The sequence below is a fragment of the Azorhizophilus paspali genome (assembly GCF_043587585.2).
Classification (GTDB): Bacteria; Pseudomonadota; Gammaproteobacteria; order Pseudomonadales; family Pseudomonadaceae; genus Azotobacter; species Azotobacter paspali.
Window position 1 is genome coordinate 1,586,199 of record NZ_CP171449.1, and the last position, 26,084, is coordinate 1,612,282.

34 protein-coding genes and 1 pseudogene are annotated in these 26,084 nt (G+C 58.3%); 30 read left to right on the top strand and 5 right to left on the bottom strand.

The window, feature by feature from the left end:
- The first annotated feature begins 1 nt into the window (after position 1).
- The 22 genes from ACGI6K_RS07825 (at position 2) to ACGI6K_RS07930 (ending at position 16,082) form a co-directional block, all read left to right on the top strand.
- Positions 2-1,693, top strand: a complete 1,692-nt coding sequence (locus ACGI6K_RS07825; RefSeq protein WP_376947060.1) for a terminase large subunit — start codon at positions 2-4, stop codon at positions 1,691-1,693.
- A gap of 15 nt (positions 1,694-1,708) precedes the next feature.
- Entirely contained in the window at positions 1,709-2,155 is a 447-nt protein-coding gene (locus ACGI6K_RS07830) for a hypothetical protein (protein ID WP_394543714.1), read from the top strand.
- Positions 2,156-2,218: 63 nt separating this feature from the next.
- On the top strand, positions 2,219-4,246 hold the full coding sequence (locus ACGI6K_RS07835) for a phage major capsid protein (protein ID WP_394543716.1): 2,028 nt from the start codon (positions 2,219-2,221) through the stop codon (positions 4,244-4,246).
- A gap of 44 nt (positions 4,247-4,290) precedes the next feature.
- Positions 4,291-4,539 (top strand): hypothetical protein, encoded by a 249-nt coding sequence (locus ACGI6K_RS07840; protein WP_376947064.1) that lies wholly within the window; start codon positions 4,291-4,293, stop codon positions 4,537-4,539.
- Between the two features lie 3 nt (positions 4,540-4,542).
- Positions 4,543-5,913 (top strand): phage portal protein, encoded by a 1,371-nt coding sequence (locus ACGI6K_RS07845; RefSeq protein ID WP_376947066.1) that lies wholly within the window; start codon positions 4,543-4,545, stop codon positions 5,911-5,913.
- Entirely contained in the window at positions 5,897-7,102 is a 1,206-nt protein-coding gene (locus ACGI6K_RS07850) for a hypothetical protein (RefSeq protein ID WP_376947068.1), read from the top strand. The genes ACGI6K_RS07845 and ACGI6K_RS07850 overlap by 17 nt, the downstream gene beginning before the upstream one ends.
- Before the next feature lie 30 nt (positions 7,103-7,132).
- Positions 7,133-7,426 carry a hypothetical protein gene (locus ACGI6K_RS07855; RefSeq protein ID WP_376947070.1) on the top strand — a complete coding sequence of 98 codons (294 nt, stop codon included), beginning with the start codon at positions 7,133-7,135 and terminating at the stop codon, positions 7,424-7,426.
- Positions 7,416-8,687 carry a hypothetical protein gene (locus tag ACGI6K_RS07860; protein ID WP_376947072.1) on the top strand — a complete coding sequence of 424 codons (1,272 nt, stop codon included), beginning with the start codon at positions 7,416-7,418 and terminating at the stop codon, positions 8,685-8,687. Before ACGI6K_RS07855 ends, ACGI6K_RS07860 begins: the two co-directional genes overlap by 11 nt.
- On the top strand, positions 8,684-9,067 hold the full coding sequence (locus ACGI6K_RS07865; RefSeq protein ID WP_376947074.1) for a head-tail connector protein: 384 nt from the start codon (positions 8,684-8,686) through the stop codon (positions 9,065-9,067). The genes ACGI6K_RS07860 and ACGI6K_RS07865 overlap by 4 nt, the downstream gene beginning before the upstream one ends.
- Positions 9,068-9,081: 14 nt before the next feature.
- The gene (locus ACGI6K_RS07870) at positions 9,082-9,417 is read left to right on the top strand and encodes a phage head closure protein (protein WP_420492557.1); all 336 of its coding nucleotides are present in this window, start codon (positions 9,082-9,084) and stop codon (positions 9,415-9,417) included.
- An 83-nt stretch (positions 9,418-9,500) separates the two neighbouring features.
- Positions 9,501-10,151, top strand: coding sequence for a hypothetical protein (locus ACGI6K_RS07875; protein ID WP_377968463.1), 651 nt, complete (start codon positions 9,501-9,503; stop codon positions 10,149-10,151).
- Complete coding sequence (locus tag ACGI6K_RS07880; RefSeq protein WP_376947078.1) at positions 10,124-10,951, top strand: hypothetical protein; 828 nt, start codon at positions 10,124-10,126, stop codon at positions 10,949-10,951. Before ACGI6K_RS07875 ends, ACGI6K_RS07880 begins: the two co-directional genes overlap by 28 nt.
- The gene (locus tag ACGI6K_RS07885) at positions 10,902-11,519 is read left to right on the top strand and encodes a class I SAM-dependent methyltransferase (protein ID WP_376947079.1); all 618 of its coding nucleotides are present in this window, start codon (positions 10,902-10,904) and stop codon (positions 11,517-11,519) included. The genes ACGI6K_RS07880 and ACGI6K_RS07885 overlap by 50 nt, the downstream gene beginning before the upstream one ends.
- The gene (locus tag ACGI6K_RS07890; RefSeq protein WP_376947080.1) at positions 11,512-11,955 is read left to right on the top strand and encodes an HK97-gp10 family putative phage morphogenesis protein; all 444 of its coding nucleotides are present in this window, start codon (positions 11,512-11,514) and stop codon (positions 11,953-11,955) included. The genes ACGI6K_RS07885 and ACGI6K_RS07890 overlap by 8 nt, the downstream gene beginning before the upstream one ends.
- On the top strand, positions 11,955-12,329 hold the full coding sequence (locus ACGI6K_RS07895) for a DUF3168 domain-containing protein (protein ID WP_376947082.1): 375 nt from the start codon (positions 11,955-11,957) through the stop codon (positions 12,327-12,329). Before ACGI6K_RS07890 ends, ACGI6K_RS07895 begins: the two co-directional genes overlap by 1 nt.
- A 181-nt stretch (positions 12,330-12,510) precedes the next feature.
- Positions 12,511-13,107: a KilA-N domain-containing protein gene (locus tag ACGI6K_RS07900; protein ID WP_376947084.1), complete on the top strand. Its 597-nt coding sequence runs from the start codon at positions 12,511-12,513 to the stop codon at positions 13,105-13,107.
- A gap of 258 nt (positions 13,108-13,365) precedes the next feature.
- Positions 13,366-13,860: a phage tail tube protein gene (locus tag ACGI6K_RS07905; protein WP_376947086.1), complete on the top strand. Its 495-nt coding sequence runs from the start codon at positions 13,366-13,368 to the stop codon at positions 13,858-13,860.
- Positions 13,861-13,869: 9 nt separating this feature from the next.
- Positions 13,870-14,232 carry a phage tail assembly chaperone family protein, TAC gene (locus ACGI6K_RS07910; RefSeq protein WP_376947088.1) on the top strand — a complete coding sequence of 121 codons (363 nt, stop codon included), beginning with the start codon at positions 13,870-13,872 and terminating at the stop codon, positions 14,230-14,232.
- Between the two features lie 77 nt (positions 14,233-14,309).
- The gene (locus tag ACGI6K_RS07915) at positions 14,310-14,546 is read left to right on the top strand and encodes a phage tail assembly protein T (protein ID WP_376947090.1); all 237 of its coding nucleotides are present in this window, start codon (positions 14,310-14,312) and stop codon (positions 14,544-14,546) included.
- 55 nt (positions 14,547-14,601) lie between these two features.
- Positions 14,602-15,405, top strand: a complete 804-nt coding sequence (locus ACGI6K_RS07920) for a pyocin knob domain-containing protein (protein WP_376947092.1) — start codon at positions 14,602-14,604, stop codon at positions 15,403-15,405.
- On the top strand, positions 15,406-15,756 hold the full coding sequence (locus tag ACGI6K_RS07925) for a hypothetical protein (protein WP_376947094.1): 351 nt from the start codon (positions 15,406-15,408) through the stop codon (positions 15,754-15,756).
- Positions 15,753-16,082 (top strand): hypothetical protein, encoded by a 330-nt coding sequence (locus ACGI6K_RS07930; RefSeq protein WP_376947096.1) that lies wholly within the window; start codon positions 15,753-15,755, stop codon positions 16,080-16,082. The genes ACGI6K_RS07925 and ACGI6K_RS07930 overlap by 4 nt, the downstream gene beginning before the upstream one ends.
- A gap of 19 nt (positions 16,083-16,101) precedes the next feature.
- On the opposite strand, the gene ACGI6K_RS07935 is transcribed toward ACGI6K_RS07930, so the two are convergent.
- Genes ACGI6K_RS07935 through ACGI6K_RS07945 form a run of 3 tightly spaced genes read right to left on the bottom strand, consistent with a single transcriptional unit; the run spans position 16,102 to position 17,603 of the window.
- Positions 16,102-16,320 (bottom strand): hypothetical protein, encoded by a 219-nt coding sequence (locus tag ACGI6K_RS07935; protein WP_376947098.1) that lies wholly within the window; start codon positions 16,318-16,320, stop codon positions 16,102-16,104.
- A gap of 59 nt (positions 16,321-16,379) precedes the next feature.
- Positions 16,380-17,270, bottom strand: coding sequence for an exonuclease domain-containing protein (locus ACGI6K_RS07940; RefSeq protein ID WP_376947100.1), 891 nt, complete (start codon positions 17,268-17,270; stop codon positions 16,380-16,382).
- A gap of 18 nt (positions 17,271-17,288) precedes the next feature.
- Positions 17,289-17,603, bottom strand: coding sequence for an Arc family DNA-binding protein (locus ACGI6K_RS07945; protein ID WP_376947102.1), 315 nt, complete (start codon positions 17,601-17,603; stop codon positions 17,289-17,291).
- A 98-nt stretch (positions 17,604-17,701) separates the two neighbouring features.
- On the opposite strand from ACGI6K_RS07945, the gene ACGI6K_RS07950 reads away from it, so the two are divergent.
- From ACGI6K_RS07950 to ACGI6K_RS07975, 6 genes and pseudogenes are all read left to right on the top strand, one after another.
- A complete protein-coding gene (locus tag ACGI6K_RS07950) occupies positions 17,702-17,866 on the top strand; it encodes a hypothetical protein (protein WP_376947104.1) in 165 nt (54 codons plus the stop codon).
- Positions 17,838-18,785, top strand: coding sequence for a BRO-N domain-containing protein (locus ACGI6K_RS07955; RefSeq protein ID WP_376947106.1), 948 nt, complete (start codon positions 17,838-17,840; stop codon positions 18,783-18,785). The genes ACGI6K_RS07950 and ACGI6K_RS07955 overlap by 29 nt, the downstream gene beginning before the upstream one ends.
- Positions 18,782-19,058, top strand: a pseudogene (locus ACGI6K_RS07960) (Rha family transcriptional regulator); the annotation flags it as partial. The gene ACGI6K_RS07955 and the pseudogene ACGI6K_RS07960, both read left to right, overlap by 4 nt.
- Positions 19,059-19,408: 350 nt before the next feature.
- Entirely contained in the window at positions 19,409-20,347 is a 939-nt protein-coding gene (locus tag ACGI6K_RS07965) for a DNA-processing protein DprA (protein WP_376947108.1), read from the top strand.
- Positions 20,328-20,969, top strand: coding sequence for a phosphoribosyltransferase (locus tag ACGI6K_RS07970; RefSeq protein ID WP_376947110.1), 642 nt, complete (start codon positions 20,328-20,330; stop codon positions 20,967-20,969). The genes ACGI6K_RS07965 and ACGI6K_RS07970 overlap by 20 nt, the downstream gene beginning before the upstream one ends.
- Positions 20,970-20,989: 20 nt before the next feature.
- Positions 20,990-21,361: a helix-turn-helix domain-containing protein gene (locus ACGI6K_RS07975; protein ID WP_376947112.1), complete on the top strand. Its 372-nt coding sequence runs from the start codon at positions 20,990-20,992 to the stop codon at positions 21,359-21,361.
- Between the two features lie 62 nt (positions 21,362-21,423).
- Here ACGI6K_RS07975 and ACGI6K_RS07980 read toward each other — a convergent pair whose 3' ends face one another.
- Entirely contained in the window at positions 21,424-22,308 is an 885-nt protein-coding gene (locus tag ACGI6K_RS07980; RefSeq protein ID WP_376947114.1) for a BRO-N domain-containing protein, read from the bottom strand.
- A 485-nt stretch (positions 22,309-22,793) separates the two neighbouring features.
- Between ACGI6K_RS07980 and ACGI6K_RS07985 the strand changes: the two genes are divergently transcribed.
- Together ACGI6K_RS07985 and ACGI6K_RS07990 are read left to right on the top strand one after the other, a co-directional pair.
- The gene (locus ACGI6K_RS07985) at positions 22,794-25,601 is read left to right on the top strand and encodes a phage tail length tape measure family protein (protein WP_376947116.1); all 2,808 of its coding nucleotides are present in this window, start codon (positions 22,794-22,796) and stop codon (positions 25,599-25,601) included.
- Positions 25,601-25,768: a hypothetical protein gene (locus ACGI6K_RS07990; protein WP_394543726.1), complete on the top strand. Its 168-nt coding sequence runs from the start codon at positions 25,601-25,603 to the stop codon at positions 25,766-25,768. The genes ACGI6K_RS07985 and ACGI6K_RS07990 overlap by 1 nt, the downstream gene beginning before the upstream one ends.
- Here ACGI6K_RS07990 and ACGI6K_RS07995 read toward each other — a convergent pair.
- Positions 25,758-26,000 carry a hypothetical protein gene (locus tag ACGI6K_RS07995; RefSeq protein ID WP_376947120.1) on the bottom strand — a complete coding sequence of 81 codons (243 nt, stop codon included), beginning with the start codon at positions 25,998-26,000 and terminating at the stop codon, positions 25,758-25,760. The two genes, ACGI6K_RS07990 and ACGI6K_RS07995, sit on opposite strands and share 11 nt — an antisense overlap.
- Between the last annotated feature and the right edge of the window lie 84 nt (positions 26,001-26,084).

Here is a 26,084-nt window from a genome sequence, read left to right on the forward strand (position 1 = left end):
CATGCCGGAGTGGACTACCGCATGCCCGGGGTGGGAGCAGAAGTTGCTGCGGGGTGAATCAATCATCCCACCGCCGATCTACCCGGACGAGGCCGAGCAGGCCCTGGCGATCTTCAAGCAGCTCTGCGTGGTCGACTTGCCCAAGGTTTGGGACGACGAGCTCGACCAAGAGCGCTACCAGACCTTTGGCGAATGCTCGGATCAGTGGGTGTTCGATTTCGTCGCAGCGATCTTCGGCGCCTACGACTCGGAAACCGGCAATCAGCTGATCCGCGAGTTCTACCTGCTCATCTCGAAGAAAAATACAAAATCGACTGTCGCGGCTGGCGTGATGCTCACTGCGCTGATTCTGTGCTGGCGAGAGGAAGAGGAACACCTGATTTTGGCTCCCACGGTGGAGGTCGCTGGCAATAGCTTCAAGCCGGCCGCCGGAATGGTGCGGGCCGACGAAGAGCTGTCGGCGATGTTTCACATCCAGGAACACATCCGCACCATCACCCACCGGATGACCCGCAACAGCCTGAAGGTGGTGGCGGCCGACACCGATACGGTATCTGGAAAGAAGTCCGGAAAGGTCCTGGTTGACGAGCATTGGGTGTTCGGATCGCGGCCCAACGCCGAATCGATGTTTATGGAGGCTACTGGCGGCCAAGTGTCGCGTAACGAGGGTTGGGTGATCTACCTGACCACCCAGAGCGATAAACCGCCGGCCGGGGTATTCAAGGATAAGCTGCAGTATTACCGCGATGTTCGCGACGGAAAGATCCATGACCCGCGCTCGCTGGGGATTCTCTACGAATTCCCCGAGGCCATGGTGAAGGCCAAGGCTTACCTTGATCCGGCCAATTTCCACGTCACCAACCCAAACCTAGGTCGCTCGGTCAGCCGCGAGTGGATCGAGTCGGAACTGACCAAGCGGCTTGATAAGACCGATGGTCAGTTGCAGCAGTTTGTTGCCAAGCACCTCAACGTCGAGATCGGCCTGGCCTTGCGCTCCGACCGCTGGGCCGGCGCCGACTTCTGGGAGGGCGCCACCGATCCGTGCACATTCGACGAACTGCTGAAGCGCTGCGAGGTGATCGAATTTGGTGTAGACGGCGGCGGTCTGGACGACCTGCTAGGTGCCTACGCCATTGGCCGCGAGAAGGACACCGGAAAAAAACTTGGATGGGGCCATGCCTGGGCTCACCCGTCAGTTCTTGAGCGGCGAAAGGAGATCGCTCCGGCGCTGCAGGACTTTGCCAGGGCAGGCCACCTAACGCTGGTGAAGCGTGTCGGGGATGACGTAGAAGAGTTAGCGGACATCGCCGAGCAGATCTACGAGGCCGGTCTGCTGGATAAGATCGGTGTAGACCCGGTCGGGTTAGGCGCCATCCTCGACAAGTTGGAGGAGCGAGGCATCCCACAGGACAAGATCATTGGCATCAGCCAGGGCTGGAAGTTGGGGGGCGCGATCAAGACAGCAGAGCGCTGGTTGGCAGAGGGCACGTTCGCCCCGGCGGCCCAGCCAATGATGGCCTGGTGTGTCGGTAACGCCAGGATAGAACCGAGGGCTAACTCGATCCTGATCACCAAGCAGGCCAGCGGCTCGGCCAAGATTGACCCGCTCATGGCCATGTTCAACGCAGTCACGCTGATGGCGCTGAACCCGCCGGCGGCCACGAAGCGGTACCAGATGTTCGTGCTCGGATGAGGGCAGGTAAAAGACATGCCAACGATAAACGTCGTGATCGGTCCGCCGTGTGCGGGTAAGAGCACGCTGGCTTGGGGAAAAAGATCGCCAGACGACGTTATTGTCGATGCCGACAAGATTGCCCACGCGCTTGGGTCGATGCTTAGCCATGGCTCAAGCGGTTCAATCAAAAAGCTAACGCAGCGAGTCAGGCAATCGGCGATAAATGGCGTTCTGGATGGCATTGAGCATGATGCTTGGATTATTCACACGCGCCCAGGCGATCTAGCTATCCGCAGATACATCGAGGCGAGCGCCGTGTTCCATCTTGTGGATCCTGGACTGGAAGAGTGTCTGGAGAGGGCTCGACGGGATGGTAGGCCGGAAGGAACCGAGCAAGTGATTCGCGACTGGTACGAATCGCCGCCGGACCTCGATCCGACGAGCAGCGAAAAGCGCGTCAACGTTATGGTCTCTCGCTGAGGCCGGCACTTAACACTGAAGCCCCGCCATCGCGGGGCTTTCTAGTTTCTGGAGAGCACGATTATGAATCGCGCCTACTCGGCCTTCATGGTTAAGGCAGTGGACTCCGAGAAGCGCACGTTCACCGGCTGGGCTACCACCCCGTCAATGGACCGCGTCGGCGACACCATCGACCCGCTGGGCGCCACTTTCAAGAATCCCCTGGTCCTGCTGCATCAGCACGACCATGACAAGCCCATTGGCCGGGTGGCCTTCAAGAAGCCGACCGCCAAGGGGATTGAGTTCGAAGCCGAAATCCCGGAAGTGGCCGAACCTGGCCCGCTAAAGGATCGCCTAGACACGGCCTGGGCCGAGGTCCGGTACGGGCTGGTCCGCGCCGTCTCCATCGGTTTCCGGCCGATCAAGTACGCCTTCAACGACAAGGGAGGCGTCGACTTCCAGGAACTGGAAATCTTCGAGCTGTCCACCGTCTCCGTGCCGGCCCTGCCGGATGCGGTGATTACCTCGGTGAAATCCATGAGCGGTGATGTGCTGCCCCTGGATGTCATTGCCACCATCAAATCCCTTGACCGGAAACAGCTCGCCGCGCTCGGCAAACAGGCTGTCCCGGTCGTTCGCGTCACCCCCGCCGGCGCTTCGGCAACTCGCACAAAATCCATCAAGAATCCGAAGCCCGAGGAGGGCAACGAGATGAAAACCATCGCTGATCAAATCGCGGAGTTCGAGCAGACCCGCGTCGCAAAGGCCGCCGAGATGGAGGCCATCATGACCAAGGCCGCCGAGGATGGCGTGACCTTGGACGCCGAGCAATCCGAGGTATTCGACACCCTGGAAGGTGAGATCGCCGCCATCGACAAGCACCTTTCCCGTCTGCGCAACATGCAGAAGGCCCAGGCTGCCACAGCCAAGGCGGTGACCGAGGACGTCCGCGGCGTCAAGGCTCTGGACATGAAGGAGGGCATCCAGGTTCGCGCCAAGAACACCCAGAAGCTTGAGCCCGGCATCGCCTTTGCGCGCGCCGCCAAGTGCCTGGCTCTTGGTCATCTGGAGCACCGCGACGCCATCGGCATCGCCAAGGCCCTGTACGATGGCCAGGAATCCATCATTGCCGCCACCCAGCGCTTGGTGACCAAGGCCGCCGTGGCTGCCGCCACAACCTCCAACTCCACCTGGGCCGGTCCGCTGGTCGGCGATGAAACCAGCGTCTTCGCTGATTTCGTTGAATACCTGCGCCCGCAGACGATTCTCGGCCGCTTCGGCACCAACGGTGTGCCCGGTCTGCGCCGAGTTCCGTTCCGAACCCCGCTGATCGGACAGACCTCTGGCGGTGACGGCTACTGGGTTGGGGAGGGAAATGCCAAACCGCTGACCAAGTTCGACTTCAGCCGCACCACCCTGGAGCCGCTGAAGGTCGCCAACATCGCCGTGTCCACCATGGAAGTGATCCGCGACTCCAGCCCTGCCGCCGATGGCATCATCCGCGACCAATTGGCCGCAGCACTGCGCGAGCGCCTGGACATCGACTTCATCGATCCGGACAAAGCAGCCGTATCTGGCGTATCCCCGGCGTCGATCCTTAACGGCGTGGCGGGTATCGTCTCCAGTGGAACCGATGCTGATGCGGTGCGTGCCGACTTGAAAGCCCTGTTCAGCGCATTCATCGCAGCGAACAACGCGCCGACCTCCGGTGTTTTCATCATGACCGCCACCCAGGCTCTGGCCCTCGGCCTGATGCAGAACGCCCTCGGCCAGCCGGAATTCCCGACCGTGACCATGAGCGGCGGCTCGCTCATGGGGCTGCCGGTGATCGTGTCGGAGTATGTGCCGACCGACTCCAGCGGCTCGCTTGTGGCTCTGGTCAACGCCAGCGATATCTACCTGGGCGACGAAGGCGGCATCGACTTGTCGATGTCTACCGAAGCCTCCCTGCAGATGAACGACACGCCGGACAACCCGACCACCGCAACCACCGTCCTGGTTTCGCTGTGGCAGCGGAACCTGGTCGGCCTGCGCGCTGAGCGCACGATTGCCTGGGCTCGTCGCCGCACCTCGGCCGTTGCCTACCTTACCGGCGTCAACTGGGGCGGCTAAGTGAGAATGGGGCGCTTCGGCGTCCCCGGTTCTCAGGAGGGGCTATGAACGTTCAAGTCATTGATTTGAAAAGCGGCAAGCTTAAGACAATGGGCCGGAAATACGCCGAGGTGCTGGTGAAGATGAAGCGGGCGCGCTGGCCCGATCAACCTGCCGCGCAGTACCAGACCAAGGTTCTGACGGAAACCGAGCCAGTTGTCGGGCTTGCCGTGGTCGAAGAGTCAGCCGAGGAACACCTGGAAGAACAACCAGCGACCAAGAAGCGCGGCCGCCCCCATAAGGCACAGGAGTAACACATGCGCCTCTTCGGCTTCGAAATCACCCGCAGCCAGAAGGCCCTGTCGCAGGTGCCGGTGTCCCGTGGCTGGTGGCCGCTGATTCGTGAGCCGTTCGCCGGGGCATGGCAGCGCAACAAAGAAGAGCGTCTGGATAGCCTGCTACAGTATCCGACGCTGTATGCCTGCGTGTCGCGCATCGCCACGGACATTGGCAAGCTGCCGTTCCAGCTCAAGGCCAAGGATGCCAGCGGGATCTGGTCGGTAGTCGAAAATCCGGCTTACAGCCCGGTGCTGCGCAAACCGAACCACTACCAAATTCAGCAGCAGTTCCGCGAGGCGTGGGTGCTGTCGAAGCTGAGCCAGGGCAATGCCTACATTCTAAAAGAGCGCGACAACCGTGGAGTGGTGGTCGGCCTATACATTCTCGACCCATGCCGCGTGCTGCCGCTGGTTTCGGATTCGAGTGAAGTGTTCTACCAGCTCGACATCGACAATCTGAACCTGTTGCCGGAGGATGGTGGTCAACTGATCGTGCCGGCCTCGGAGATCATCCATGACCGCTGCATCTGTCCATTCCACCCGCTGATTGGCCTACCGCCGATTGCCGCCGCCTACTGGCCGGCACTGAAGAACATGCGCATCCTGCGCTCGTCGTCGGAGTTTTTCGCCAACAATGCCCAGCCGTCCGGAATACTCTCCGCTCCCGGCGCAATCAACGATTCTACCGCCGAGAGGCTGAAGACCTACTGGAACGAGAGTTTCACCGGGTCCAATGCGGGCAAGGTCGCCGTAGTTGGCGATGGCTTGCAGTTCGTCTCGTTGGCCGCCAAGTCGGTGGACGCCCAGATGGTCGAGCAACTGCGCTACTCAGACGAGCAAATCTGCCAGCCGTTCGGCATTCCGCCGTTCAAGGTCGGCATCGGCTCCATCCCGGCTGGCATGAAGGTCGACGATATCAACCAACTCTACTACTCGGACGCTCTGCAGACCCACGTCGAGGCAATGGAAAACCTGCTCGATGATGGTTTGAAGATCAGCGCACCGCTCGGCGTTGAGCTTGATCTGTGGCCGCTCCTGCGGATGGACCCGAGTAAGCAAGCTGATTACGAAGCCAAGCTGGTTGGCGGCGCTATCAAGACCCCGAACGAAGCCCGTCGGAACTTCGACCTGGCGCCGAAAACCGGCGGCGATGCGATATACCTCCAGCAGCAGAACTTCTCGCTTGAGGCACTGGCTCGCCGAGATGCACAGGCCGATCCATTCAGCACGACACAGCCGGCACCGTCCGATCTTGAGCCGGAAGAGCCGAGCGACGAAGAAATTGAAGACCAGGCACGCATGTTGGCGCTGCTAATCGAAAAGGAGCTGACCAATGCCGAACATGCGTGAAATAGAGGCGCAGGCGAAGGCATTGGCGCCGGTGTTCGGCCGCCTGTTGGATCAGGCTAAATCCACCCTGCGCGATGAATTCAAGGTGCAGATTGCCGAGCGCGATCGGCAAATTGCCGCGCTGGAGAAGGCGCTCTCGGAGCGCCCGAGCATAGAGGAAGTCGCCAAGCAGGCCGCTTCCCTGATCCCGGCTCCGAAGGATGGCGAGCCGGGCAAAGATGCCGACATGGAGGCCATGAAGGCGCACTTGGACGGCCTTGTGGCTGCGCTGCCGGTTCCGCAAGACGGCAAGTCCATCACCCTGGATGACGTGCGCCCGGTTCTCGACGAGGCGATCAAGGCGCTACGAATCGATGTCGATCAGGCTTTGGCCGAACCGCTGGAAAAGGCCGAGGAGGCCCGCGAGTCACTGATCAAGGCTCTCGGCGAACTGAAACTGCCCGAGGATGGCAAGTCGGTCACTATAGAAGATGTGGCACCGATGATCCGCGAAGAGGTGGCCAAGGCTGTTGCCGAAGTGCCTCCGGCGAAAGACGGCAAGTCCGTCACTATCGAAGAAGTGCGCGAAGAAGTGCGCCCGCTTCTCGCTGAACTAGTGGGATCTGCTGTGAAAGCACTGCCGCCCGCAAAGAAGGGCCAGGATGCGGACATGGATGCGCTGCGCTCGCATCTCGGCGAGCTGGTGAAATCTATCCAACTACCGGCTGTTCCGAGCGTTGAGGAAGTCGCGGCTACCTTCGAGCGCCGGTTCTCCGACCTGACTCTCTCTTGGGAGCGTCAGGCGCGCGACACCTTCGACAAGGCCGCCGACCGAATGCCGAGGCCAAAAGATGGGCGCGATGCGCTTCCGCTTGAGTCCTTCGACCTAAGCCTCGGCGAAGACGGGCGCACCGTCACCGTGAAAATGCAGGCCGGCGACACCGTGATCGAGAAGTCCGTGAAGATTCCGGCGCTCATCGACCGCGGCGTGTTTTCGGCCAAGAAAGTTGCAGAGTACGAGAAAGGCGACGGTACCACTTACGGCGGTTGCTACTGGATCGCCCAGAGGGACGCACCGGAAGGCGTACCTGGCGGCTCTGCGGACTGGCGTCTTGTCGTGAAGAAGGGACGGGACGGCAAAGACCTGCGCGACAACGCCTCGCGGCATGATCCGAGTAAAGGCGTGAGCATCAAGCCAACACCGATTTGAACCGATTCATCGCCAGATAAAGGGGCAAAAATGATCAAGCAACTGTCAGCATCTGTCACGGAGGCAGGTGTTTCAGCGCCGCGCATGATTTCCGAGCTACGCGAAGTGACCGTTACTGTTATCCCTGAAAGCCAGGCATACGCCAAATGCCAGTTCACGACTTCAAGTCGCGCAGAGGTCTACAGTGGCGATGCAGTATGGCAGGACTGGGCGCATGGAGAGGTCCCCAATACGACCGCAGATGTCTTCCTTTTCCGCGTTACGGCTGTGCGTCTGAGCGCAACCGGGGCAGCCAAATTGGAGATTCTGGGAAATGATCGGTAACCCGCTATTCGCGTCGCAGCGCGGCGATTTCGTGCGGAGTATCGCGCGGACTGCAGGCATGAAGCCATTGGACCGCTATATCGCACTGACTGGCGATAGCCGGACGGCTAACAGCTTCGGTGGCACCGCGCCGTCGATCACCGGGGAGAACTACGGTCACGGTGCGCACTACTGCAGCCAGTCCGGCGGTCGCGTGCGGACGGACAAGGGGCGCTGCAACGCCACGCCGGGCCATACCACTAAGGATTGGCTGGACAACATGGCGACTTACATCGCCAATGGAGGCGATGCGTTCATGAACCTGATCAGCGTGAACGATCGGCTGGCGAGCAACAATTTCTCGCTGACTCGCAGCAAGCGGAACGTGGAAACTGGCCTGCGTATGCAACTCGATGCCGGCAAGATCTCGTGTGCAATCGCCGAACTACCGACCTTCGGCGATTATGCGCTGAGCGGGCAGCAACTCATCAATCACCTGGCAATGAGAGAGTGGTATCTGACCCATGTCCCCGACATGGGTGTCATCGTTGTAGACCCCTGGCCACTGATGACTGCGGCGGACTACGTAGAGGGCCTGCATCCGGCCCAGCCGGGTGCGCTAAAAATCGCGAAGTGCGGCGCCGCCCCGCTGATCGAACTTTTCGGCGTGCCGCTGAGCTTGCCGACCTACGACGAGCCTTACGATGCAACCAACAGCAAAGCAGGCTGGCTAACCGCTAACCCATTGATGCTCGGTACCAGCGGCACCAAGTCGGGTACTGGCACCATCGTCGGTGAGGTGGCCACAGGCTGGAACGTGGCCGGTTCAAGCTTTGCCGGTGGCACGGCGCGTTGCTTTAAAGAGGCTAATCCGGACGGCGGTGAATACCAATGTTTTGAACTGGGCGGCACGCCGACGAGCGCAGGCTCCACGCTAGCTCTCGAACAAGTTATCCCCCTGGCATCTCTGGCTACTGGCAATATCCTGAGGGGACTTGGCAAGACGGTCTATTTCGGACTGTCGGGAGTCGGCGGGGTGTCGCTTGATTTGCGCTTCGTGCGTTCTGGCACAGCTTATTTCGTGAAGAGTTTGGACCGTTACAATGAGGGATGGCAGATGAGCCCTGGCCCGGAAACAGTCCCGCAAGAGACGCCCTACCTTACAGCCAACGTCTCCACCGATACCGAGATCAAGCTGCGGTGCGTAATTTATGGCTGCCAGGGCGTGCCGATCCGGGGCATCGTAAAGGTCGGCAATTTCGCGGGCGGTAAAGTGCTATGAACCTTATCACCCTGGAAGAGGCAAAAGCTCATCTGCTGGTCGATCACGATGATGATGACGCCGAGATCGAGCGAAAGGTTCTGGAAGCCTCCGAGGCGGTTCTTGATTACCTGAAGGGGGCTCCTATCGGCCAGCCCGAGCGCAACGAGCAAGGCGCAATCGTCACGGACAGCAACGGCGAGATCGTCTACGTCTACGATAGTAGCGGCCTTGTCATCCGCTGGCAGATCAAGGCAGCAGTAAAGCTGTTGTTGGGCGAACTCTACAAGCATCGCGAGGCCGATCAGGACGGCGAAGTTCCGACGCAATGGGGATTTGGTTATTTGCCTCGCCCTGTTGTCGCTCTGCTGTACCAACTGCGCGATCCCGCCCTGGCGTGAGGTGAAACATGGCATTGGCAGCAGGCAGGCTTCGGCACCGGGTTGATATTCAGGCTCGGCAGCAGACGCAAGACCCCTTTACCGGCGAGATCATCGACAATTGGGTCACCATCTGGCCGAGCGTGCCGGCTGCGGTTGAGCCGCTTAGCGCTCGCGAGTTCATCGCCGCCCAGGCAGTGCAGTCAGAGGTATCGGCCAGGATCACCATCCGCTATCGCGACGGCCTGGATGCCTCCATGCGCATCGTCCACAGGGGCAAGATATACAACCCCGCTGGCTGGCTTTCGGACAAAGAAAGCGGCCTGGAATACCTGAGCGCACCAGTGAGCCAGGGCGTAAACCAGGGCTAAGGCCCCGTTATCTCCGTTCCGTCCACCTTGTAGACGACAGTCACACCAAGCGCATCGCACAGTTTTCGAATATAGCCGCTCATATGGGCGGCTATGCGGTGGAGATAGCAATCACGGCACGAAAAGGCGACTCCGAAAGGGTCGCCTTTTTTGTTGGAGACTCGATGAGGTTCGGTGGCAAAACTGTCTGCTGTATAGCGTCAGGTCCAAGTTTGGAGGCTTCTGACTGCGAGACTATAGAGAAGGCCGGTATTCCGGCCATTGCCGTGAACAGCTCATGGCGGATGGCGCGTTTCGCCGAGATTGTTTATGCGGGCGATGCTTGCTGGTGGACCGCCTATGGCGCCGAGATCGACATTCCAGCCGAACGCTGGTCTTGCACTCGCCAGGCGGCTCAGCGATTCGGCGTGAACCACCATCCAGCCCATGGGGAATACAACAGCGGCATGCGGGCAATTCAGTTCGCCATCTGGCAAGGCGCAAGCCGAATTCTGCTGCTGGGTTACGACTGCTCGCTGGCAAATGGCTCGCATTGGCATGGCGACCACGAGAGAACGAAGAACCCGGACGCCAAGAAGGTGGCTGGATGGCATCGGCAGTTCGCGCAGGTTGCCGCCGAGGCCAGAGCGACTGGCGTAGAAGTGCTGAATTGCTCGCGCGAGACAGCATTGATCTGTTTCCCGCGCTTGAGTCTTGAGGAGGCGCTTTGTTCATTCGCTCGATGCAGGGATTAGGTGATTCGATTTTCTGTCGAGCGTTCGTGAAGAAATACCCAGGCAGCTACGTTGAAACTTGCTGGCCTCAGCTCCTGAAAGACCTCACGGTCAAGTGCGTCCGCCCAGCAACCCAGCTCCGCACCCAGTCCAAGAACATCCAGCGCGCCCACGAGTGGCATCGGCCTGCCGGTGGCGGCCAGCTTCGCATCCACTACGGCCAGATGCCGATCATTCAGGGCCTGCGCAAGGCCTTTCGGTGCGAGCCAGGCGAGTTCGACCTGCCGGACCTCGGGCCATCGCCTGTAGAGGGCCGGTATGTGCTGGTACGCCCGGCAACGGTGCGGGCTGAATGGCGGGCTGACACGCGCAACCCGCTGCCCAAGTACATCGCCAGCGCTGCTGCCGAAATGCGCCACAGGGGCTGGAAAGTGGTGTCCGTGGCCGACCTGGAGCCGGGCAAGGAATGGGCGCTCGATCCGCTGCCGCCGGCGGATATCCAGTACCACAAGGGCGAGTTACCGGTCGAGCAACTGCTGGCCCTGCTCCAGCACGCCGCCGCCGTGATCGGTGGTATTGGCTGGATCGTACCGGCCAGCATCGCCGCCAAGGTTCCGGCCTGGATCATCTGCGGCGGGCAGGGCGGCTACAACTCGCCCGAGCGCATCACCGACCCGTGCATGGATCTGTCCCGAATCGCATTCGCGGTGCCGGACAACTACTGCCGCTGCACACTGAAACAGCACGCCTGCGACAAGAGGATCACCGATCATGACGCTCGCTTTGCCGCCTGGGCTGACCGACTGCCTGCTCTGGTCTGAGGAACTTGGCATGGGCTGGCACGGACGCCGGCCGATGGACTACAGCGGCCCGTACTTCCAGAAATACCAGGCCCTGGACGCCACCCCGATGGGCGAAGCCCTGACCCGCGCCCGAGTGGAAATGGTGCGCAGGCATACTCAGATTTCGCCCGTGGACATCGGCATCGGCGGTGGCCGCTTCGTGCTGGCGGTGGGCGGCATGGGATTCGACGTGAACCCGGAGGCGGTTGCGTGGCTTAAGAAGCGTGACCGCTACTATGACCTTTACCAGCACCACGCCGAAGCGATCACATGTTGGGACAGCCTCGAACACATCCCGGAGCCGGAGCGGCTGCTGGATCACGTTGGAGAGTGGGTTTTCGTCGCTATGCCGGTCTACAAGGACGCGAAGCACTGCCTGGCGAGCAAGCATTATAAGCCGGCCGAGCACCTGTATTATTTCAGCCTGCACGGCCTGATTGGATGGTGCGCCCGACAGGGTTTCGGCTGTGTCGAGATCAACGAGAAGGAGTCTGAATTGGGCCGGGAGGGCATCACCAGCTTCGCGTTTCGGAGGTTCCGTGGCTGACTTCATCGAATACAAGCTGCGTGGCGCAAATGACATTGTGGCCAGATTCCGCAATCTGTCTCAAAACATGCGGCGACAAGTTGCTGTCCCGGCGGCGAAGGATGCCATGGAGATAGTCAGGGCTGATGCAGAGGAGCGCGCCTGGCGAATCGATGATCCGAAGACGTGGCCGACAATTGCCAAAAATATAGTCCTCGTTGAGCGTAAAAAACTCGGCGAAGAGATGGGCGCAGCATATGTATCCGTTGGAGTGAGGAAGCGAAAGAAAGGGCAGGGTGGCGGCAACACATTCTATTGGTGGTGGGTAGAACTTGGAACCGAACATTCAGCGGCTCATCCATTCGTCCGGCCGGCGCTGGAGCAGAACCGAGAGGCCATCTTTCGCGAATTCATCAGCTCCGCGCGCTACCAATTGATCAAGTTGGGTGAATACTGATGTATCCGCCGATCTTCGCCAGGATTTCTGCCGATGCAGGAGTTACCGCATTGCTCGGAGCGCCGCCCGCAGTTCGGTTCTTCTTATTTGGGCAGGCCCCGCAAAACGTCCAGAAACCCTATGCGGTATGGCGGTTGGCCGGCGGAGGCGCCCCCTACAACAACTTGAATTGCCGCCCAGGGGGCGCCCGCTACCGAATCCAGATCGACGTCTATGCGGATAGCGAATCCTCTGCTCGCGCGGTAGCCGACGCTATCGAATACGCTATTGAACTCGACTGCCATGTGGCCAGCTACAACGGCGAATACCGCGACCCACATACCATGAATTACCGCTCAAGCTTCGATGTGACCTGGATCGAGCAACGTCCTTAAGTCACATCGAGAGGCACCCTCCTACAAAGCAGCCACTCCAGACCCCGCCGCCGAGCGGGGTTTTCTTTTCCCGCCGCAAGGCAACCGAAAACGCAGCCTAGATCGGCCAATCGAAGAACCGGTGTCCGCTCATCCGCCGGCCCGGCTGCGCTCCTATTCGACTGATGAGTAAGGTAACCCCATGAGCAACGTCATCCCGCTCCACTATCAAGGCCATCAGATTCGCTTCAACACGGATGGTTGGCTTCATGCGACAGAGATATCTGCGCGGTTTGGCCGGGAGCCCTATGAGTGGCTACGTCTGCCCGACACTGTCGGGTATCTGGTGGCCCTGGCACGAGCGCTGGGCGCTGAAACCAAAACAGGGATTTTTGAGGAATTAAACAAAATCAATGGCTTAGATAGCTCTAAGGCCTCAACTCAAGCGAAGATCCTTCGCCTATCCAAGGCGACCGGGCTGGTCAAGACGAGGGCCGGCGCGCCGGAAACCGGAGGTGGAACCTGGCTCCACCCAAAGCTCGCCGTAGCCTTCGCTCGCTGGCTGAACGTGGATTTCGCAGTCTGGTGCGATTTGCAGATCGATGCCTTGCTGCATGGGGGCGGAGCGATCCGCCAGCACTACGAAAGCGCCTGCCGCAACCTGGAGATCGGCCAGGGCAAGGCCAGCATAAGCGCAAGCGAGTTAGCCAGGTGGCGATGGCGCAAGCCAGGCCTTGAGCACGAATTCGACCACTGGCGCAACCAGTTGCAGATGACGCTCGGCTTCGATGCTGCCTGACCGCCACAGAACGCCAAAACGCCCGCCTAGTGCGGGCTTCGTCGTTTCTGGAGCCCACATGAGCGAAATCACCAAAGAACTGCACCGCAGCCTGATCCGCGCAGCCAAAGCCGCTATTGCCGCATGGGAGCGCTGGCTCAAAGAGCACGAAACCACCAACTAAACGATACCCGCACCACCGGGCACGCAGACCAGCCTCGCCGAGCGGCCCCGCTGATCGCCACGCCTCCCCGGACTTGAAAATCCGAGGAGGCCAAGATGGCACGAAACAACGTGGTCAAAGCCCAGGGCACAGACCTCTTTTTTATCGACCCTGACACCAATGAGGTCATGAACGCTGGCTGCATCACATCTCTGTCAGGTATCGACACGTCAATCGACCAGATCGAAACGACCTGCCTGAACGAGACCGCACGCAGCTATGTCGCAGGCCTGGCAACTCCTGGAACCGCGACATTCAGTATCAATACGAACCCGCAAAACCCTGTACATATCCGCCTACTGGAGTTGAAAAATTCCGGCCGGAGTCTGGATTGGGCGGCTGGCTGGTCTGATGGCGCGAGTGTGCCGACGGCTGTTGCTGACAGTTCTGGGGAGTACGACTTCGATCTGCCAGAGGATCGATCTTGGCTGCTCTTCGAAGGCTACATGAACAGCTTCAGCTTCGAGTTCGCACAGAACGCCGTTGTTACATCCAGCATTGGTATTCAAGTGTCTGGCGAGCCGGTGCTGATCCCGAAATCCGCAAGCTAAGGAAAACTCATGACAGACTTCAGCCTCGACCTGATCAAGTCGACCGGCGCCGTTGTTGGTGCTCCCGTAGAGAAAGAAATTTCATGGAGCGTCGGAGCAGCGACCCATACTGCCAAGATCTGTGTTCGTCTATCGTCCTACGATCAAGCGTTGCGGGAATTCGAACTTCAGAAGGAGGGCAGCGACGTTCTGGTTTCCCGCATCATGGCATCTATTGTCAGAAAATCAGGTGATCCTGTTTTCACGGATGCAACCCAGATCACAGGTGACCCGGAAACCGGCGAAGGCAAGCTCTGTGCGAGCCTGTTCTTTTCCCTTCTGAGGGCTATCAACGAAGCCAACGGCTACACGGGCGATCAGGCAAAAAACTAGAACCCTCCGACGTTTTCTGGCATGAGCTTGTGCTGGCTGGCGTCGGAGGGAAGACCGTTGTAGAAGCGAAGTCGCGCATGAGTTACAGGGAGGCCCAGCAATGGGCCTCTTTCATCCAGTCGAATGGGCCTCTTAGCCATACTCGACGCCTTGAGGCCATGATCGCTAAGGTTTGTTGGGTCATTCAGGCAGTGCATGGCGGAAAACTGGATATCAGCGACTTCCTCCCTGATTACGATCAGTCAGTCGAAGATGAGCCTGAGGCAACGCTGGAGCAGTTCGCAGCCATCCTGCGAATGGCAAGAGTGAAGTAGGCCGGAGCAGGCGATAGCGCAGTGGCAGTAACACGGCCTAATTTCGAGGTAATTCATGGCAATCCAGATCATCAACCTCGGTACCCCGCCCAGCGGCGCAGACGGTGATACTGCGCGCGGCGCATTTACAAAGATCAACGCGAATTTTTCCACTAGCGCGCACGCAGCGTCCCGTCTAGTCGGGTCGGCAGCAGGGAACGTACAGGAAATAGTGTCAGGCCTCACTCAAGGGGTAAGCGATTTCAACAATCTGCCCTTGGTGAGCATCCAATTCATGGGGGCAAGCCTGCTAAATGCCCCGCTCGGTAGCAGCGGGTGGTTTCTGATAGACCAAAAGATCCATAACGGCGACTGGATAACCCAAATCGCGTATGGAATGGCGGGGCTGGACGGCCGGATCTTCTTTCGTCAACGATCAGCCCAAATATGGGGTGGTTGGGTAGAGATTTATCACCAGCGGAGCGTGCTGGGCACTGTAAGCATGACGAACGGTCTCCCGAGCGGCGCGCTTATAGAGCACGGAAGCAATGCAAACGGGACTTACGTCCGGTTTGCCGATGGGACACAGATGGCCTTCGGCGCGCTAACGACTGGTGCCGTTAATGCTGTTGCAGAGCCGAACGGGATGTACGGTTCCAACGCAATCGAATGGACTATGCCCGTGGGCGGCTGGGTTACCGGATCGCTGCGAGTGTTTGGGGCCGCGCTTCGGCCGGACGGTGATGCGACAGTGCTTACCGCACTACACGGCCCCTGGTCAATTGTCAACGGCACCGGAGGGAAATGGCGAGCAATGGTCCTTTCGAATCAATCATTTACAGCCATAATCAGACTGATGGCCGTCGGCCAGTGGTACTAAATGCAAATCAAATTTTCCCCTATCCGCTCGGACGAAACACTATCCGTCTCCGTGAGCGTAGATGTGCTAACTATCAACGGCCAGTCGTTCGACTTCGGCCCGCTGCCCGAAGGCGCCACGCTGCCGGCGGAGGCTATCGATTCTCCGCACTTCGCCGGTCCGGTCGAGCGGGTCGACGGTGAGCTTCGCCTGACCCTGCGCCTGCCGCACGGTCCCAACGCCAGTGAAGCGTTGCGGTTCCCCGCGTCAATCGAGGTGACCGAGGATGGCCCCGTGCCGATCCCGCATGACCCTGAACCCGAGGCGCCCGTATTCACCGGGCTTGGCGTCGCAGAGGAGGCGGCAGAATGATCGACTGGGGAAAGGTACAGACTGCCGAGGCCAAGGCGGCAGCCGCCGCCGTGCAGGCCCGCGGAGCTTGGAAGGCCCAGCGCGCGAGCAGCGTCGCGCAGATCACCGTCACCACCGCCGCCGGTAATTCGTTCGACGGCGATGAGATCAGCCAGGGGCGAATGGCCCGAGCAATCATCGGCCTGCAAGCGGCAGGCGATGGGGCGACGCTCCGTTGGGTGCTGGCCGACAACTCCGTTATCCAAGCGACCGCCGCTGAACTGACCGAGGCATTGACGCTGGCGGGCCGGGCGCAGGCAGAGCTGTGGGTTGAGGAGGGGGCCTGATTCACCCCAGCGGTCATGTCTAGCCAAAGCTAACAAAGTCGTCGCTGCCAAGGTGGTGCGACCCGTACTCGGCCGAATAGCCATCTCCTAGACGAGCAGCCTCGACCTCTGCCACTTCTTTCGACGCATAGATGTCGATAAAGCTCCAGGGAGCACTCCTTACCACGGCCCACCCGAGCACCCAGCCGGGATTGTCTGGGTCTTTGGGGAGGGCTTTTGACAGACTCTTGATCGGCATTGCGGGTCCTTTGGGGTTATTCCTTGGGCTGGCAGGGTGGGGCCAGGGAAGTTTGACGGTTAAAGCGACGATTGGTCTGACTGGTCAATGGCGACCATGGCAAGGAAATCAGTCTCGCTGATGATCTGAATGTCCTGGCCGGCCTCGATAAGCTCTTCCGCCTTGATGTGCTTGCTGCTCTTGGCCTTGCCTGAGAGTTTGGATAGGTCTTGGTCGCCCACCACCAAGATGGTCGTTTTCTTGGTGACGCTATTGGTCGGAGCGCATCCAATGGAAGCCGCAATTGCCTGGGCCTGCTGGCGAGGCATCTGAAGCGCTCCAGTGAAGACAATGCTCTCGCCGGCGAGCGGGCCATCCTGGTTAACGACTATCTCTGTGTCTGGCATGTTTGCCGACCGAATAGGCCGGCGATTTCTGGCTATCCATCCGTCTGGCTGGATGCCGGTTTCCTCCGCAGCCCTTAGCAGGATCAGCCCGGCCGCTCTGGCGTCATCGATAGCATTGTGGTGGCGGGGGAGCTTGATCCCCAGGTACTTGCACACGGAATTGAGACGGAAACCGCCGCCTGCGTACTTGTCTTGCCATGCGCGCTTCACCACGGAGTGGATGTTTAGCCATGGATTGTCGAGGTTCAGCAGGGCACGGGTGCTGCAGGCTTGGCTGAATGCCGATCGGTCGAAGGGGCCATAGCTACTGACCAGGGAGCTGCCAGCCAGTTCGCGAACTACCTCAAGGGCGGAATGGAATTTCGGAGCGCCGACGACCTGATCAGGCGTGATCTTGTGCAGCCTGACGTTGAAGTCGTGAAACTCACACTCTGGGTCAACAAGGGTTTCCCATTCTCGAACGATCTCGCCGTCGGCGAACTCAACCACGCCGATCTGGCAGATTGAGCCGAACCATGAGTTTGCGGTTTCTACGTCGATGGTCACAAAGCGGTTGGATGGCATGGCCGGTCCTTGGTCGGGTTATTCCTTTTTCGAGTTTTCCAGCGCCTGCCCGTGCTCTTTCTCGTGAGCGGCTCTCAACTGGGCCTGCAGGGCCGCCATCTGCTCCTGAACCTCAGTTAGCGTACCGATGAGCTGAGCAGAGGACGTGTAGCTGCCATATAGCGATACCGGCTCTCTAACGGCGGACGATTCGCGTGCTGGCTCAAAGCTGGCGGCCAAGCGCGCGACGATCTCCGCATTGATGGAGCGGTGGCTGTCTGCTGCTGCCTGATCTATTCGCGCCTTCAGCTCAGCGGGGAGGCGCAGCTTGAACTGCGGGTCTGTCTGTTTCATGCGGCGGAATTTAGGACCAGATTGGTTCTTGACGCAATGGACCTGTTAGGTCCATTATTTGTTTGGACCATTTAGGTCCATAAATTGGCGAGGAAATCATGAGAAACCAAGCAGCACAAGTGAAGATTAGGGTGCCGTCGGGGCTTAAGGCATGGCTGGAGCGCAAATCTTCGCAAGAAGAGCGCAGCCAGAATTGGCTGATTGGGAAAATCTTGGAAAAGGCGATGCAGGAAGATGAGCAACGCGAGCAGGCAACAGCCTGAAACGAAGAAGCCCCAGGTGCTCGCAACACCCGGGGCTTCTGAAGGCAACGTCAAAATCACCAAGGAATCAAACGTCATGAGTAAGAATAGCACAGCAGCAGCCCAGATCATCCCCTTCGACTTCCGCGGCGAGAGCGTACGGGCCATTACGATCAATGGCGATCCGTGGTTCGTCGCTGCGGACGTGTGCGCGATCCTCGGCCAGACCAACACGACCAAGGCCCTGCAATCACTGGACGATGATGAACGGTCTAACTTCAAGTTAGGGCGTCAAGGCGAGGTGAACATCATCAGCGAGTCTGGCCTGTACACGCTGATCCTTCGGTGCCGGGATGCAGTGAAGAAGGGCAGCAAGCCGCATGCATTCCGCAAGTGGGTCACCGCCGAGGTCCTGCCGGCGATCCGCAAGCATGGCCGCTACGAGGACGCAGGCAACCGCATGGGAACCCTGTTGGGCCAGACTATTGGAACCGACGGCTTCCACTGCCTGGCGGCGGTGCTGGACGGAAAGGTTCGCCACCTGCCGGCGAAGCTGCGCACCGGCGCCAAGAATCACATCTGGTCGCAGGTACGGAAGGGCTTCAGCGTTTCCACTGTCGAAGACATCCCGGCCTCCAGTCTCGACGCTGCCCGTAACTTCATCGCCGCCTACGCCATCGAGGGCGATTGGATGCCGAAGGAGGAGCGCAGCGTCGGAATCGCGGAGTGGTCGAACATTGGCTGCCTGATCCACTGCGTCGAGCAGACCTATGCCGTCTTCGAGCGCTACCGGCTGTACCATCACCTGGGCGGTCTCGGCTGCCAGGCTGGAGCCGAGATGCTGGGCTTCCTGTGGGATGGACTTGGCTCTGCCGCGCACGTGAAGAAGCACTGCGCGACCGAGTTGGCTTCCGTCAGTCTCGGGAGGGCCGCAGCATGAGCGCGCTGATGACCGTGCCTGTAACCATGTCTTCCCGCGAGATTGCCAAGCTGACCGGGAAGCAGCACAAAGACGTGATCCGTGACATTCGGGTGATGCTTGAGGCACTCGCAGAGGATGGCGCAGATTTGCGCCATGTCGCCGAGGAGAAAGATTCTCGCGGCTACACGAAACAGTTCCATCTTGACCGCGAGCTGACCGAGACGCTGGTGACCGGCTACAGCATCCCCCTTCGCCACAAGGTCATCCGCCGCATCCATGAGCTTGAGCAGAAGGTTTCAGGCCATATGCCTGCGATTGCCGCCGACATGCAAGATACTGTCTCCGCGCTGCTGCTGATCGGAGAATCTATCAAGCAGGTTCCAGGCGTAAACCCTGGCATTGCCATGGCTTGCACGCTGAGCATGATCGAGGTGAATACGGGATTGGACGTTACCGAGGCCCGCAAGGCGCTTCCGGCCAAGGACGGCCACCCTTTTGGCCAGAATCCAGGTTCTGGCTTGTGGAGATAGGTTGTGAAGCAGCACGGTGGGGTTTGATATAAGATCATCTTATCGTGGCGCTTGGCAGGAGAAAGGCCTTGCCAAGCAACCAGCCTCAGAAGCCCAGGCCCAGAGCAACGGATGCTTTTTGATTTCGCCCCCCAGATGACCATGAACAAAGCCCATCTCGCCAAGATATTCGCGGCGCCACCAATCGTTCCCATGGACGAGATGTGCGCTTACGAATCGCTTTGGCTTGGCCAGGGGGCATGGTTCGCTAATCTTGCCGACTTGTTCCGCAAGAACCCTGGCTCTGTCCCGTCTGAGCTTGTGCCCATGGCAGAAATTCAAGCTGCGAAGGAAAAGCTGCTGGCCATGCTGGGCGAGGAGCGGCTGAGGAGTGTTGGCATTCGGGTCAACGGCGCTGGAGAGTATCCAAGCAAGCTGCGTGATGCGGATCACCCCGTGGAAGTCCTCTACTACCGTGGCAACTGGGAGCTGGTGGAGACGCCGGGAGTTGCGATCGTAGGCACTAGAAACCCGACGCCCGATGGCGAGCTGAATGCAAAGCGCATCGCTCATGCTCTTGTGCGAGAGGGCTTCACGGTTGTGTCTGGACTTGCGAAGGGAATCGACACCGCCGCTCACACAGCCGCTATCGAATCGAAAGGCAATACCATAGCGGTGATTGGCACGCCACTTTTTGATTATTACCCCAAGGAAAACAAGGGGCTGCAAGAAGAAATAGCAGATAAATTCCTACTGGTGTCTCAGGTACCGTTCCTTCGATACTCTCAGCAGAACTACAAAGCAAACAGGCTGTTTTTCCCGGCCCGCAACGTGACTATGTCGGCCTTGACACAGGCAACTGTCATTGTTGAGGCTGGCAATACGTCGGGAACCCTGGTGCAGGCCAGGGCTGCGCTTGCTCAAGGAAGGAAGCTATTCATCTTGGAAAGTTGCTTCAGAAACCCGGAGCTTACTTGGCCCGCTAGATTCGAAAAGCAGGGGGCTATTCGCGTTGGGAACGTTACTCAGATCATGGAAGCACTGATGCGCGATGCGACTAACCCAGCTTGATCACCGTGACTTCCGCTTTTTAGAGGATGGTGATAAGTGCTATCACTTAGGTGAGTACACAGCTCGTGCTGGTTTTCGTGCTAGCGAGACTAATCAGCACATATCCAACCTCAAAAAGAGGCCAACGGTTCCGCCGCTTGAGCTTCGCTGGAAGCGGAACGCAATTGAATATTGGGGCAATGAAATCGCTGAAACGAATTTAAATTGGGATTTTTGTACAGAGAACGTTACATTTGTGCCATTTCCTTGCTCAAAGCCGATTGGCCACGAACTTTATGATGATCGAATGGTTCTTGTTTTGCAGGTAGCTGCTAGAAAACATCCCGGCATGGATATTCGCCCGCTACTGCTACAGACAGCCGCTCGTGATCCTCAGCATCGCTGTAGTGAAAGGGCTAGTCCGGAAGAGATTGCTGCACAGTTGCAGATTGATCGTGGCCAAATTTGCGTACCACTGAAACAAACGGTGATGGTTGTTGACGACGTAATCACGCGCGGGGCGAGCTTTGCTGCTGCCAAGCAATTGCTTTTCGGGCTGCAAGGTGTCCAGTCGATAATTGGAATTTTCTTGGCGAAAACCATCCATTTGCCGCTTGATCCTGCCGAGTTCTTTGATGATTAGGTAGATAAGGAGTGACCGCCATGGACATTCGCCCAATTCGCACCGACCAAGACTATCGCGCAGCGCTCAAGGAGGTGTCGGCCTTGTTCGATCATGAGCTGGAGCCTGGAACTCCAGAGGGTGATCGTTTCGATGTCATGGTGACACTGATCGAGGCATACGAGTCGAAGCACTTCCCCATAGACTTGCCGAACCCGATTGACGCCATCAAGTTCCGCATGGAGCAGTCCGGCCTGACGGCGAAGGATCTTGAGCCAGCCATCGGGAGGACAAATCGCGTGTATGAGGTCCTGAATGGCAAGCGCGCACTCACTCTACCGATGGTCTGGAGGCTGCACAGCATGTTCGGCATTCCAGCGGAAAGCCTGATCAAGCCGGCCTCTCAGGGCTGAGAAGCATGTTCCCCGCGTGCTCGGGACGGATTGCCGCCGGCAGTGACCGGCGGCAGAGGGCTTCAGACTTTCAGGCCGGCTTTCCGGGCCGCCCTGATGCGTGAATATTGATTGTTGTAACGGATCTTGATGTTCGCTATCGCAGCCAGCGCGAACTCGAACATTTCATCGGGATGTACAGGAATGTCACAGCCCAGCATTCCCCTGATCAGATCGCGATGTGAGAGCACACAGGCATCATCGGGGACCGACTTGAGATGCTCGTTGCCGTTGCTGTCGGCGTAGACAAGCCAGCGCTCGGTAGACGTCATCGGGCGGCCGAGGATATCGGCGAAAGTGCCGGCCTTGGTGCTGGTCTTGCTCAGCCACTCGCCTTCCAGCGGCAGCGAATACGACCCGATGAAGTTCCGTGCGGCATCAAGGCTGGAGGCCGGAATGTCCTCGGCGCTCACCACGCTGAACGCCTTGTGCACCTGAGACCAGATATGCATCTTTGCTCGCCTGCGGGCAGGCGCCGGTAGATGGCGGACCTTTCCATCGAGGACGGCGCCGAGCATGTGGAAGCCGTCGGTTCCAATAGTCTGGCCCAACAGGGTTCCCATGCGGTTGCCTGCGTCCTCGTAGCGGCCGTGCTTGCGGATCGCCGGCAAGACTTCATCGCACACCCAGGACTCGAAGCGCTGCGCTTCGTCCTTCCGGCTCTTGATGATCAGGCGGTACAGGTTTCCTTCGTCGATGAAGGTCATGGCCTGCATCCCGCCCTTGGTAGGGGTGTCTCTGATGGAGACACCCTTTTCGCGGCAGTTCTTCTGGATCGCCTGGCGGCTGTTGGCATAGTCCAGAACGGCGCACACGTCGGCGGCACAGAACCACGGCTGACCGTCGATCAGCAGAGTGCGGACTTCGCGGGATTCGAAACGGAACGGGATAACTTGAGCGGCTTGCATGGTGAAACTCCTTACCTGAGTGGAGTTCGCCCCATTGCGACCATCAATGGAGGCGGAACTGTGCGCGGGTTGGCCGACCGGGGGTAAGGTTCCCGGCACACCCGAAGGTGTCCCACGCACAGCCCGCCATAACGCGAGCACAAAAAAACGCCATTCGGCGCTGTGCGCCTTACCTATCCGGGCGGCCAAGCCCGGCCGCTGAATTTGCAGCGGCAGGCGGAGACTAGACCACCATCCGGCTAGGCGTCAATGCCGGATAGATTGACGCCTAGCCGGCGGACGCGGGGATGATGGTTTGGTACTCTTCCTGCCATTTGAAGCAGGGAGAGGGAGAAATGTTGAGGGCGTGGCCAGGGGCAAACCCTGATTTGGCGTTAGGGGCTCTACAAGTAATTGCTGAAAATATAAATAGATGTCTTGATAGATAATGGTTAGGAACTGCATTAAACCCGCTTTGGCGGGTTTTTCATTGCCTGGAGAAAAGCATGGCCACTGATTCGCTTGGTACGTTGTCAGTCGACTTGATAGCCAATACAGGCAGTTTTGAGCGCGGGATGGATGCCGCAGAGAGAAAGCTTTCAAGAACTACCAGGGATTTTCAGCGGCAAGAGCAAGCCGCAGAGAGTCTTGTTGGGCGAATTGACCCAGTTGTTGGTGCGATCAACCGACTGGTGAAAGAGCAGGCTGAGCTTGAAAAGCATTTCAAGGCCGGAATCATCCCGACTGGAGAGTTCGAGCGACTCAACAAGATCCTGAACGAGCAGCTCGATGCTGTTCAGCGAGGAAATCGGGGATTGACCAATGGTGCAATGAGCGCCAAAGCCTATGAAAATGCACTTCGCGGGGTTCCTGCCCAGTTCACGGATATTGCCGTAAGCCTTGCAGCCGGACAGCCACCACTGATGGTGCTACTCCAGCAGGGTGGTCAGCTAAAAGACATGTTCGGAGGTATCGGGCCTGCGGCCAAGGCGCTTGGTGGGTACATTGCCGGACTGATCACCCCGACTGCTGGCTTGGCTAGCGTGGTTGGTGTACTCGCCCTGACTTTCTATGATGCAGAAAAGCGGGCATCAGAGTTCAACAAAGCTGTCTTTGCTGGAAATAACGCTTCCGGAGTTACCGGCTCTGGTCTTGCGCAGATTGCAGAGCAGGCATCTGCCGTTACTGGATCGCTGTCTAGCGCGGATAAGGCGGCTATCGCTCTGGCGAGCAGCGCAAAGGTCGGAGAAAGCCAGCTTAAGAATCTGATAGAGGCAACGATTGCAATAGCAGAGACAACAGGGAAAGAAGTAGATGAGGTGGCAAAATCCCTAGCAGGCATGGGGGATAATGCAACGGATGCTGCCGCAAAGATTAGTGAGCAGTATGGGCTGCTGACCTATGAGCAATTTCAGGTCATTAAAGCGATTGATGAGCAGGGCGAGTCGCAAAAGGCGCTTGATACGCTTAGCGAGAAACTGAATCGGAATGCTCAGGAGCGTCTTAGGCAGTATCGCGAGTCTCTTTCTGATGTTGAGCGTGATTGGATCGACATCAAAAATGCGATTGGTGAGGCCTACTCATTATTCCGCTCACAGCTATTCCCAAACCTTGGCCAGGAAATTGAGATTGTTCAAAATATCCTTAGAACTCGCCAAGAAGGGGGCGTAACAGGAGCGCTGTCAAACCTATTTGGTTTCGGAGGAAATTCAACTGAGGAGCTGCAAAAGACATTAGACTCCTTGCTGAAAAGGCAAAAGGCAGACAAGGAAGCCGCCGAGGCCAGTGCAGAGTTTGGTGAGGCAAACCAGAAGTTAATTGAGCTTGACAAGAAGCTAAATGATCAGCTTGACGACTCGTCTAAGCTCTCGAAGAGAGAGGGCGCAGTCAAGAAGCTTAAAGAGCAGTTTCTTGATCTGTATAAATCGGCGGCAATAACAGGGAGAACACCTGACTTGCTGGAGGGTGTTGACTATGATGGCCAAAATTTCTCTGGTGGTGCATATGACAAGCTGCTGGCTGAAATAAACGAAAGGACAAAAGAGAAGGCGCCAAAGGCTTACAGGGAAGACGCCGGGCAGCGAATGCTCGACAATCTCAGAAAGCAATACGCTGAGATTCAGGCGCAGAATGCAGCCCTAAACGAGCAGGACAAAGTAAACCAGAAGCTCGGAGTTCAAGCGAGCGCGCTAGCCGCCTGGGAGCAGCAGCTTGCCGACATAAAAGAAAATAAGAACCTTACCGCTGACCAAAAGTCTATTCTGGCAAACGCGGATTTAATATCTGCTCAGCTTAAGCGTAATGCTGCACTTGAGAAGGAGGTTGCCCTCAGAAAGCAAACTTTTGATGAGCAGAAAAAGGCACAGGAAGACTACAAGCAGCTTATCGCCGACCTGCGCACCGACGAGGAGCGGCTTACCGACCAGACGCGCGAGCGCCTGAAAGTGCTCGATGCTATGCAGGGGCTGGAGCCAAATGAGCGTAATCAAGTTGCGGCCAGGATTGCGGGGGCAGCAACTACTGATGCTCCAAAATTCGGAGGATTGGCTCCTGAAGTTGGAGGTGCGTTCGGCGAGCTGCTAAAGATTGACCAGGCTGAAGAGGAGTTGGCCGAATGGTATGCGGCGCAACTGAAAATGCTAGATCAGTTCAGGAAGGAACGCGGCGAACTGACGGCCACCTGGGATGCCGAAGAGTTGGCAGTAAAGAAGCAGCATGAGGATGCGCTCGCACAGATAGAGCAGGCTAGACAGGTGGCCCAGTTGGCTGCGGCTGAGAGTATTTTTGGCGATCTGGCCAGCATGACGGCGCAGTTTGCTGGAGAGCAGTCTGGGACGTACAAGGCGCTGTTCGCTGTCTCCAAAGCATTCGCAATTGCGGACTCTGTTATTCAGATTCAGAATGCCTTGGCAAAGGCCGCAAACAACCCATGGCCTGCGAACCTAGCCGCAATGGCCTCGGTCGCGGCTGCCACCGCCGGGATTGTAAGCAACATAGCTGCAATCGGCATGGCTCACGACGGAATCGACAGCGTTCCTGAAACCGGCACCTGGCTGCTCCAGAAGGGGGAGCGAGTCACCACAGCCGAGACTTCTGCGAAATTGGACGCCACACTGGAGGACGTGCAAAAGAACCAGAATTCGGCGTCCAACTCGGGCTCCATGCCGGTCAGCCAGACCTTCAATATCAACGGCGACGTAAGCCAGCAAACGGTGGATCTCGTCACGCGGGCGATGAGGCAGACGATGCAGGCGATCCAGCAAGATGCCCGCATGAACGGACCTATTATGCAGACGATCAGGAGGAAGATGTGATGATCGAAGATAATTTAAATATCGCCGAGTTAGAGCACGATGTTTGTTGTGCCGTGCTGGATGATCAAGGAAATCCGCTATGGGTTTTAAAAAGGAACGGAGGCATTATTATTTGCGAGCAATCGATTAAAAATGCCTCCATTCAATTTGAGCAGATTAGGACTTAGATTTATTTAGCAGCGTGTCCATAATGTCGCTCGAAACAACTGTCGGGAGAGGTTGGCCGGGAAAGCATTTTCCCCAAACCTGAATAGCGATTTCGTCGCCGCTCCCGTCTTGCCGCGATGCATAGATTGCGGCTCCGATGAATGCTTTGGCCGCATCGGGCTGCGTATGAGCAAGAGCCTTTGAAAGGGCCAGCACAAGATTGGCAAGTTGCTGGAATGCTTTTTCGTTCACATTGACCTCGCGGGTTGCTGCTGAGCAATTTTGCATGATTCCCGGCCTATAGTTGCCGCCATGGGGCCGGGCATCCTTTTGGGA

Coding starts and splice junctions, on each gene's coding strand:
- ACGI6K_RS07825 (WP_376947060.1), top strand. CDS start 2: ATGCCGGAGTGGACTACCGCATGCCCGGGGTGGGAGCAGAAGTTGCTG.
- ACGI6K_RS07830 (WP_394543714.1), top strand. CDS start 1,709: ATGCCAACGATAAACGTCGTGATCGGTCCGCCGTGTGCGGGTAAGAGC.
- ACGI6K_RS07835 (WP_394543716.1), top strand. CDS start 2,219: ATGAATCGCGCCTACTCGGCCTTCATGGTTAAGGCAGTGGACTCCGAG.
- ACGI6K_RS07840 (WP_376947064.1), top strand. CDS start 4,291: ATGAACGTTCAAGTCATTGATTTGAAAAGCGGCAAGCTTAAGACAATG.
- ACGI6K_RS07845 (WP_376947066.1), top strand. CDS start 4,543: ATGCGCCTCTTCGGCTTCGAAATCACCCGCAGCCAGAAGGCCCTGTCG.
- ACGI6K_RS07850 (WP_376947068.1), top strand. CDS start 5,897: ATGCCGAACATGCGTGAAATAGAGGCGCAGGCGAAGGCATTGGCGCCG.
- ACGI6K_RS07855 (WP_376947070.1), top strand. CDS start 7,133: ATGATCAAGCAACTGTCAGCATCTGTCACGGAGGCAGGTGTTTCAGCG.
- ACGI6K_RS07860 (WP_376947072.1), top strand. CDS start 7,416: ATGATCGGTAACCCGCTATTCGCGTCGCAGCGCGGCGATTTCGTGCGG.
- ACGI6K_RS07865 (WP_376947074.1), top strand. CDS start 8,684: ATGAACCTTATCACCCTGGAAGAGGCAAAAGCTCATCTGCTGGTCGAT.
- ACGI6K_RS07875 (WP_377968463.1), top strand. CDS start 9,501: ATGGGCGGCTATGCGGTGGAGATAGCAATCACGGCACGAAAAGGCGAC.
- ACGI6K_RS07885 (WP_376947079.1), top strand. CDS start 10,902: ATGACGCTCGCTTTGCCGCCTGGGCTGACCGACTGCCTGCTCTGGTCT.
- ACGI6K_RS07895 (WP_376947082.1), top strand. CDS start 11,955: ATGTATCCGCCGATCTTCGCCAGGATTTCTGCCGATGCAGGAGTTACC.
- ACGI6K_RS07900 (WP_376947084.1), top strand. CDS start 12,511: ATGAGCAACGTCATCCCGCTCCACTATCAAGGCCATCAGATTCGCTTC.
- ACGI6K_RS07905 (WP_376947086.1), top strand. CDS start 13,366: ATGGCACGAAACAACGTGGTCAAAGCCCAGGGCACAGACCTCTTTTTT.
- ACGI6K_RS07910 (WP_376947088.1), top strand. CDS start 13,870: ATGACAGACTTCAGCCTCGACCTGATCAAGTCGACCGGCGCCGTTGTT.
- ACGI6K_RS07915 (WP_376947090.1), top strand. CDS start 14,310: ATGAGTTACAGGGAGGCCCAGCAATGGGCCTCTTTCATCCAGTCGAAT.
- ACGI6K_RS07920 (WP_376947092.1), top strand. CDS start 14,602: ATGGCAATCCAGATCATCAACCTCGGTACCCCGCCCAGCGGCGCAGAC.
- ACGI6K_RS07925 (WP_376947094.1), top strand. CDS start 15,406: ATGCAAATCAAATTTTCCCCTATCCGCTCGGACGAAACACTATCCGTC.
- ACGI6K_RS07930 (WP_376947096.1), top strand. CDS start 15,753: ATGATCGACTGGGGAAAGGTACAGACTGCCGAGGCCAAGGCGGCAGCC.
- ACGI6K_RS07935 (WP_376947098.1), bottom strand. CDS start 16,320: ATGCCGATCAAGAGTCTGTCAAAAGCCCTCCCCAAAGACCCAGACAAT.
- ACGI6K_RS07940 (WP_376947100.1), bottom strand. CDS start 17,270: ATGCCATCCAACCGCTTTGTGACCATCGACGTAGAAACCGCAAACTCA.
- ACGI6K_RS07945 (WP_376947102.1), bottom strand. CDS start 17,603: ATGAAACAGACAGACCCGCAGTTCAAGCTGCGCCTCCCCGCTGAGCTG.
- ACGI6K_RS07950 (WP_376947104.1), top strand. CDS start 17,702: ATGAGAAACCAAGCAGCACAAGTGAAGATTAGGGTGCCGTCGGGGCTT.
- ACGI6K_RS07955 (WP_376947106.1), top strand. CDS start 17,838: ATGAGCAACGCGAGCAGGCAACAGCCTGAAACGAAGAAGCCCCAGGTG.
- ACGI6K_RS07965 (WP_376947108.1), top strand. CDS start 19,409: ATGCTTTTTGATTTCGCCCCCCAGATGACCATGAACAAAGCCCATCTC.
- ACGI6K_RS07970 (WP_376947110.1), top strand. CDS start 20,328: ATGCGACTAACCCAGCTTGATCACCGTGACTTCCGCTTTTTAGAGGAT.
- ACGI6K_RS07975 (WP_376947112.1), top strand. CDS start 20,990: ATGGACATTCGCCCAATTCGCACCGACCAAGACTATCGCGCAGCGCTC.
- ACGI6K_RS07980 (WP_376947114.1), bottom strand. CDS start 22,308: ATGCAAGCCGCTCAAGTTATCCCGTTCCGTTTCGAATCCCGCGAAGTC.
- ACGI6K_RS07985 (WP_376947116.1), top strand. CDS start 22,794: ATGGCCACTGATTCGCTTGGTACGTTGTCAGTCGACTTGATAGCCAAT.
- ACGI6K_RS07990 (WP_394543726.1), top strand. CDS start 25,601: ATGATCGAAGATAATTTAAATATCGCCGAGTTAGAGCACGATGTTTGT.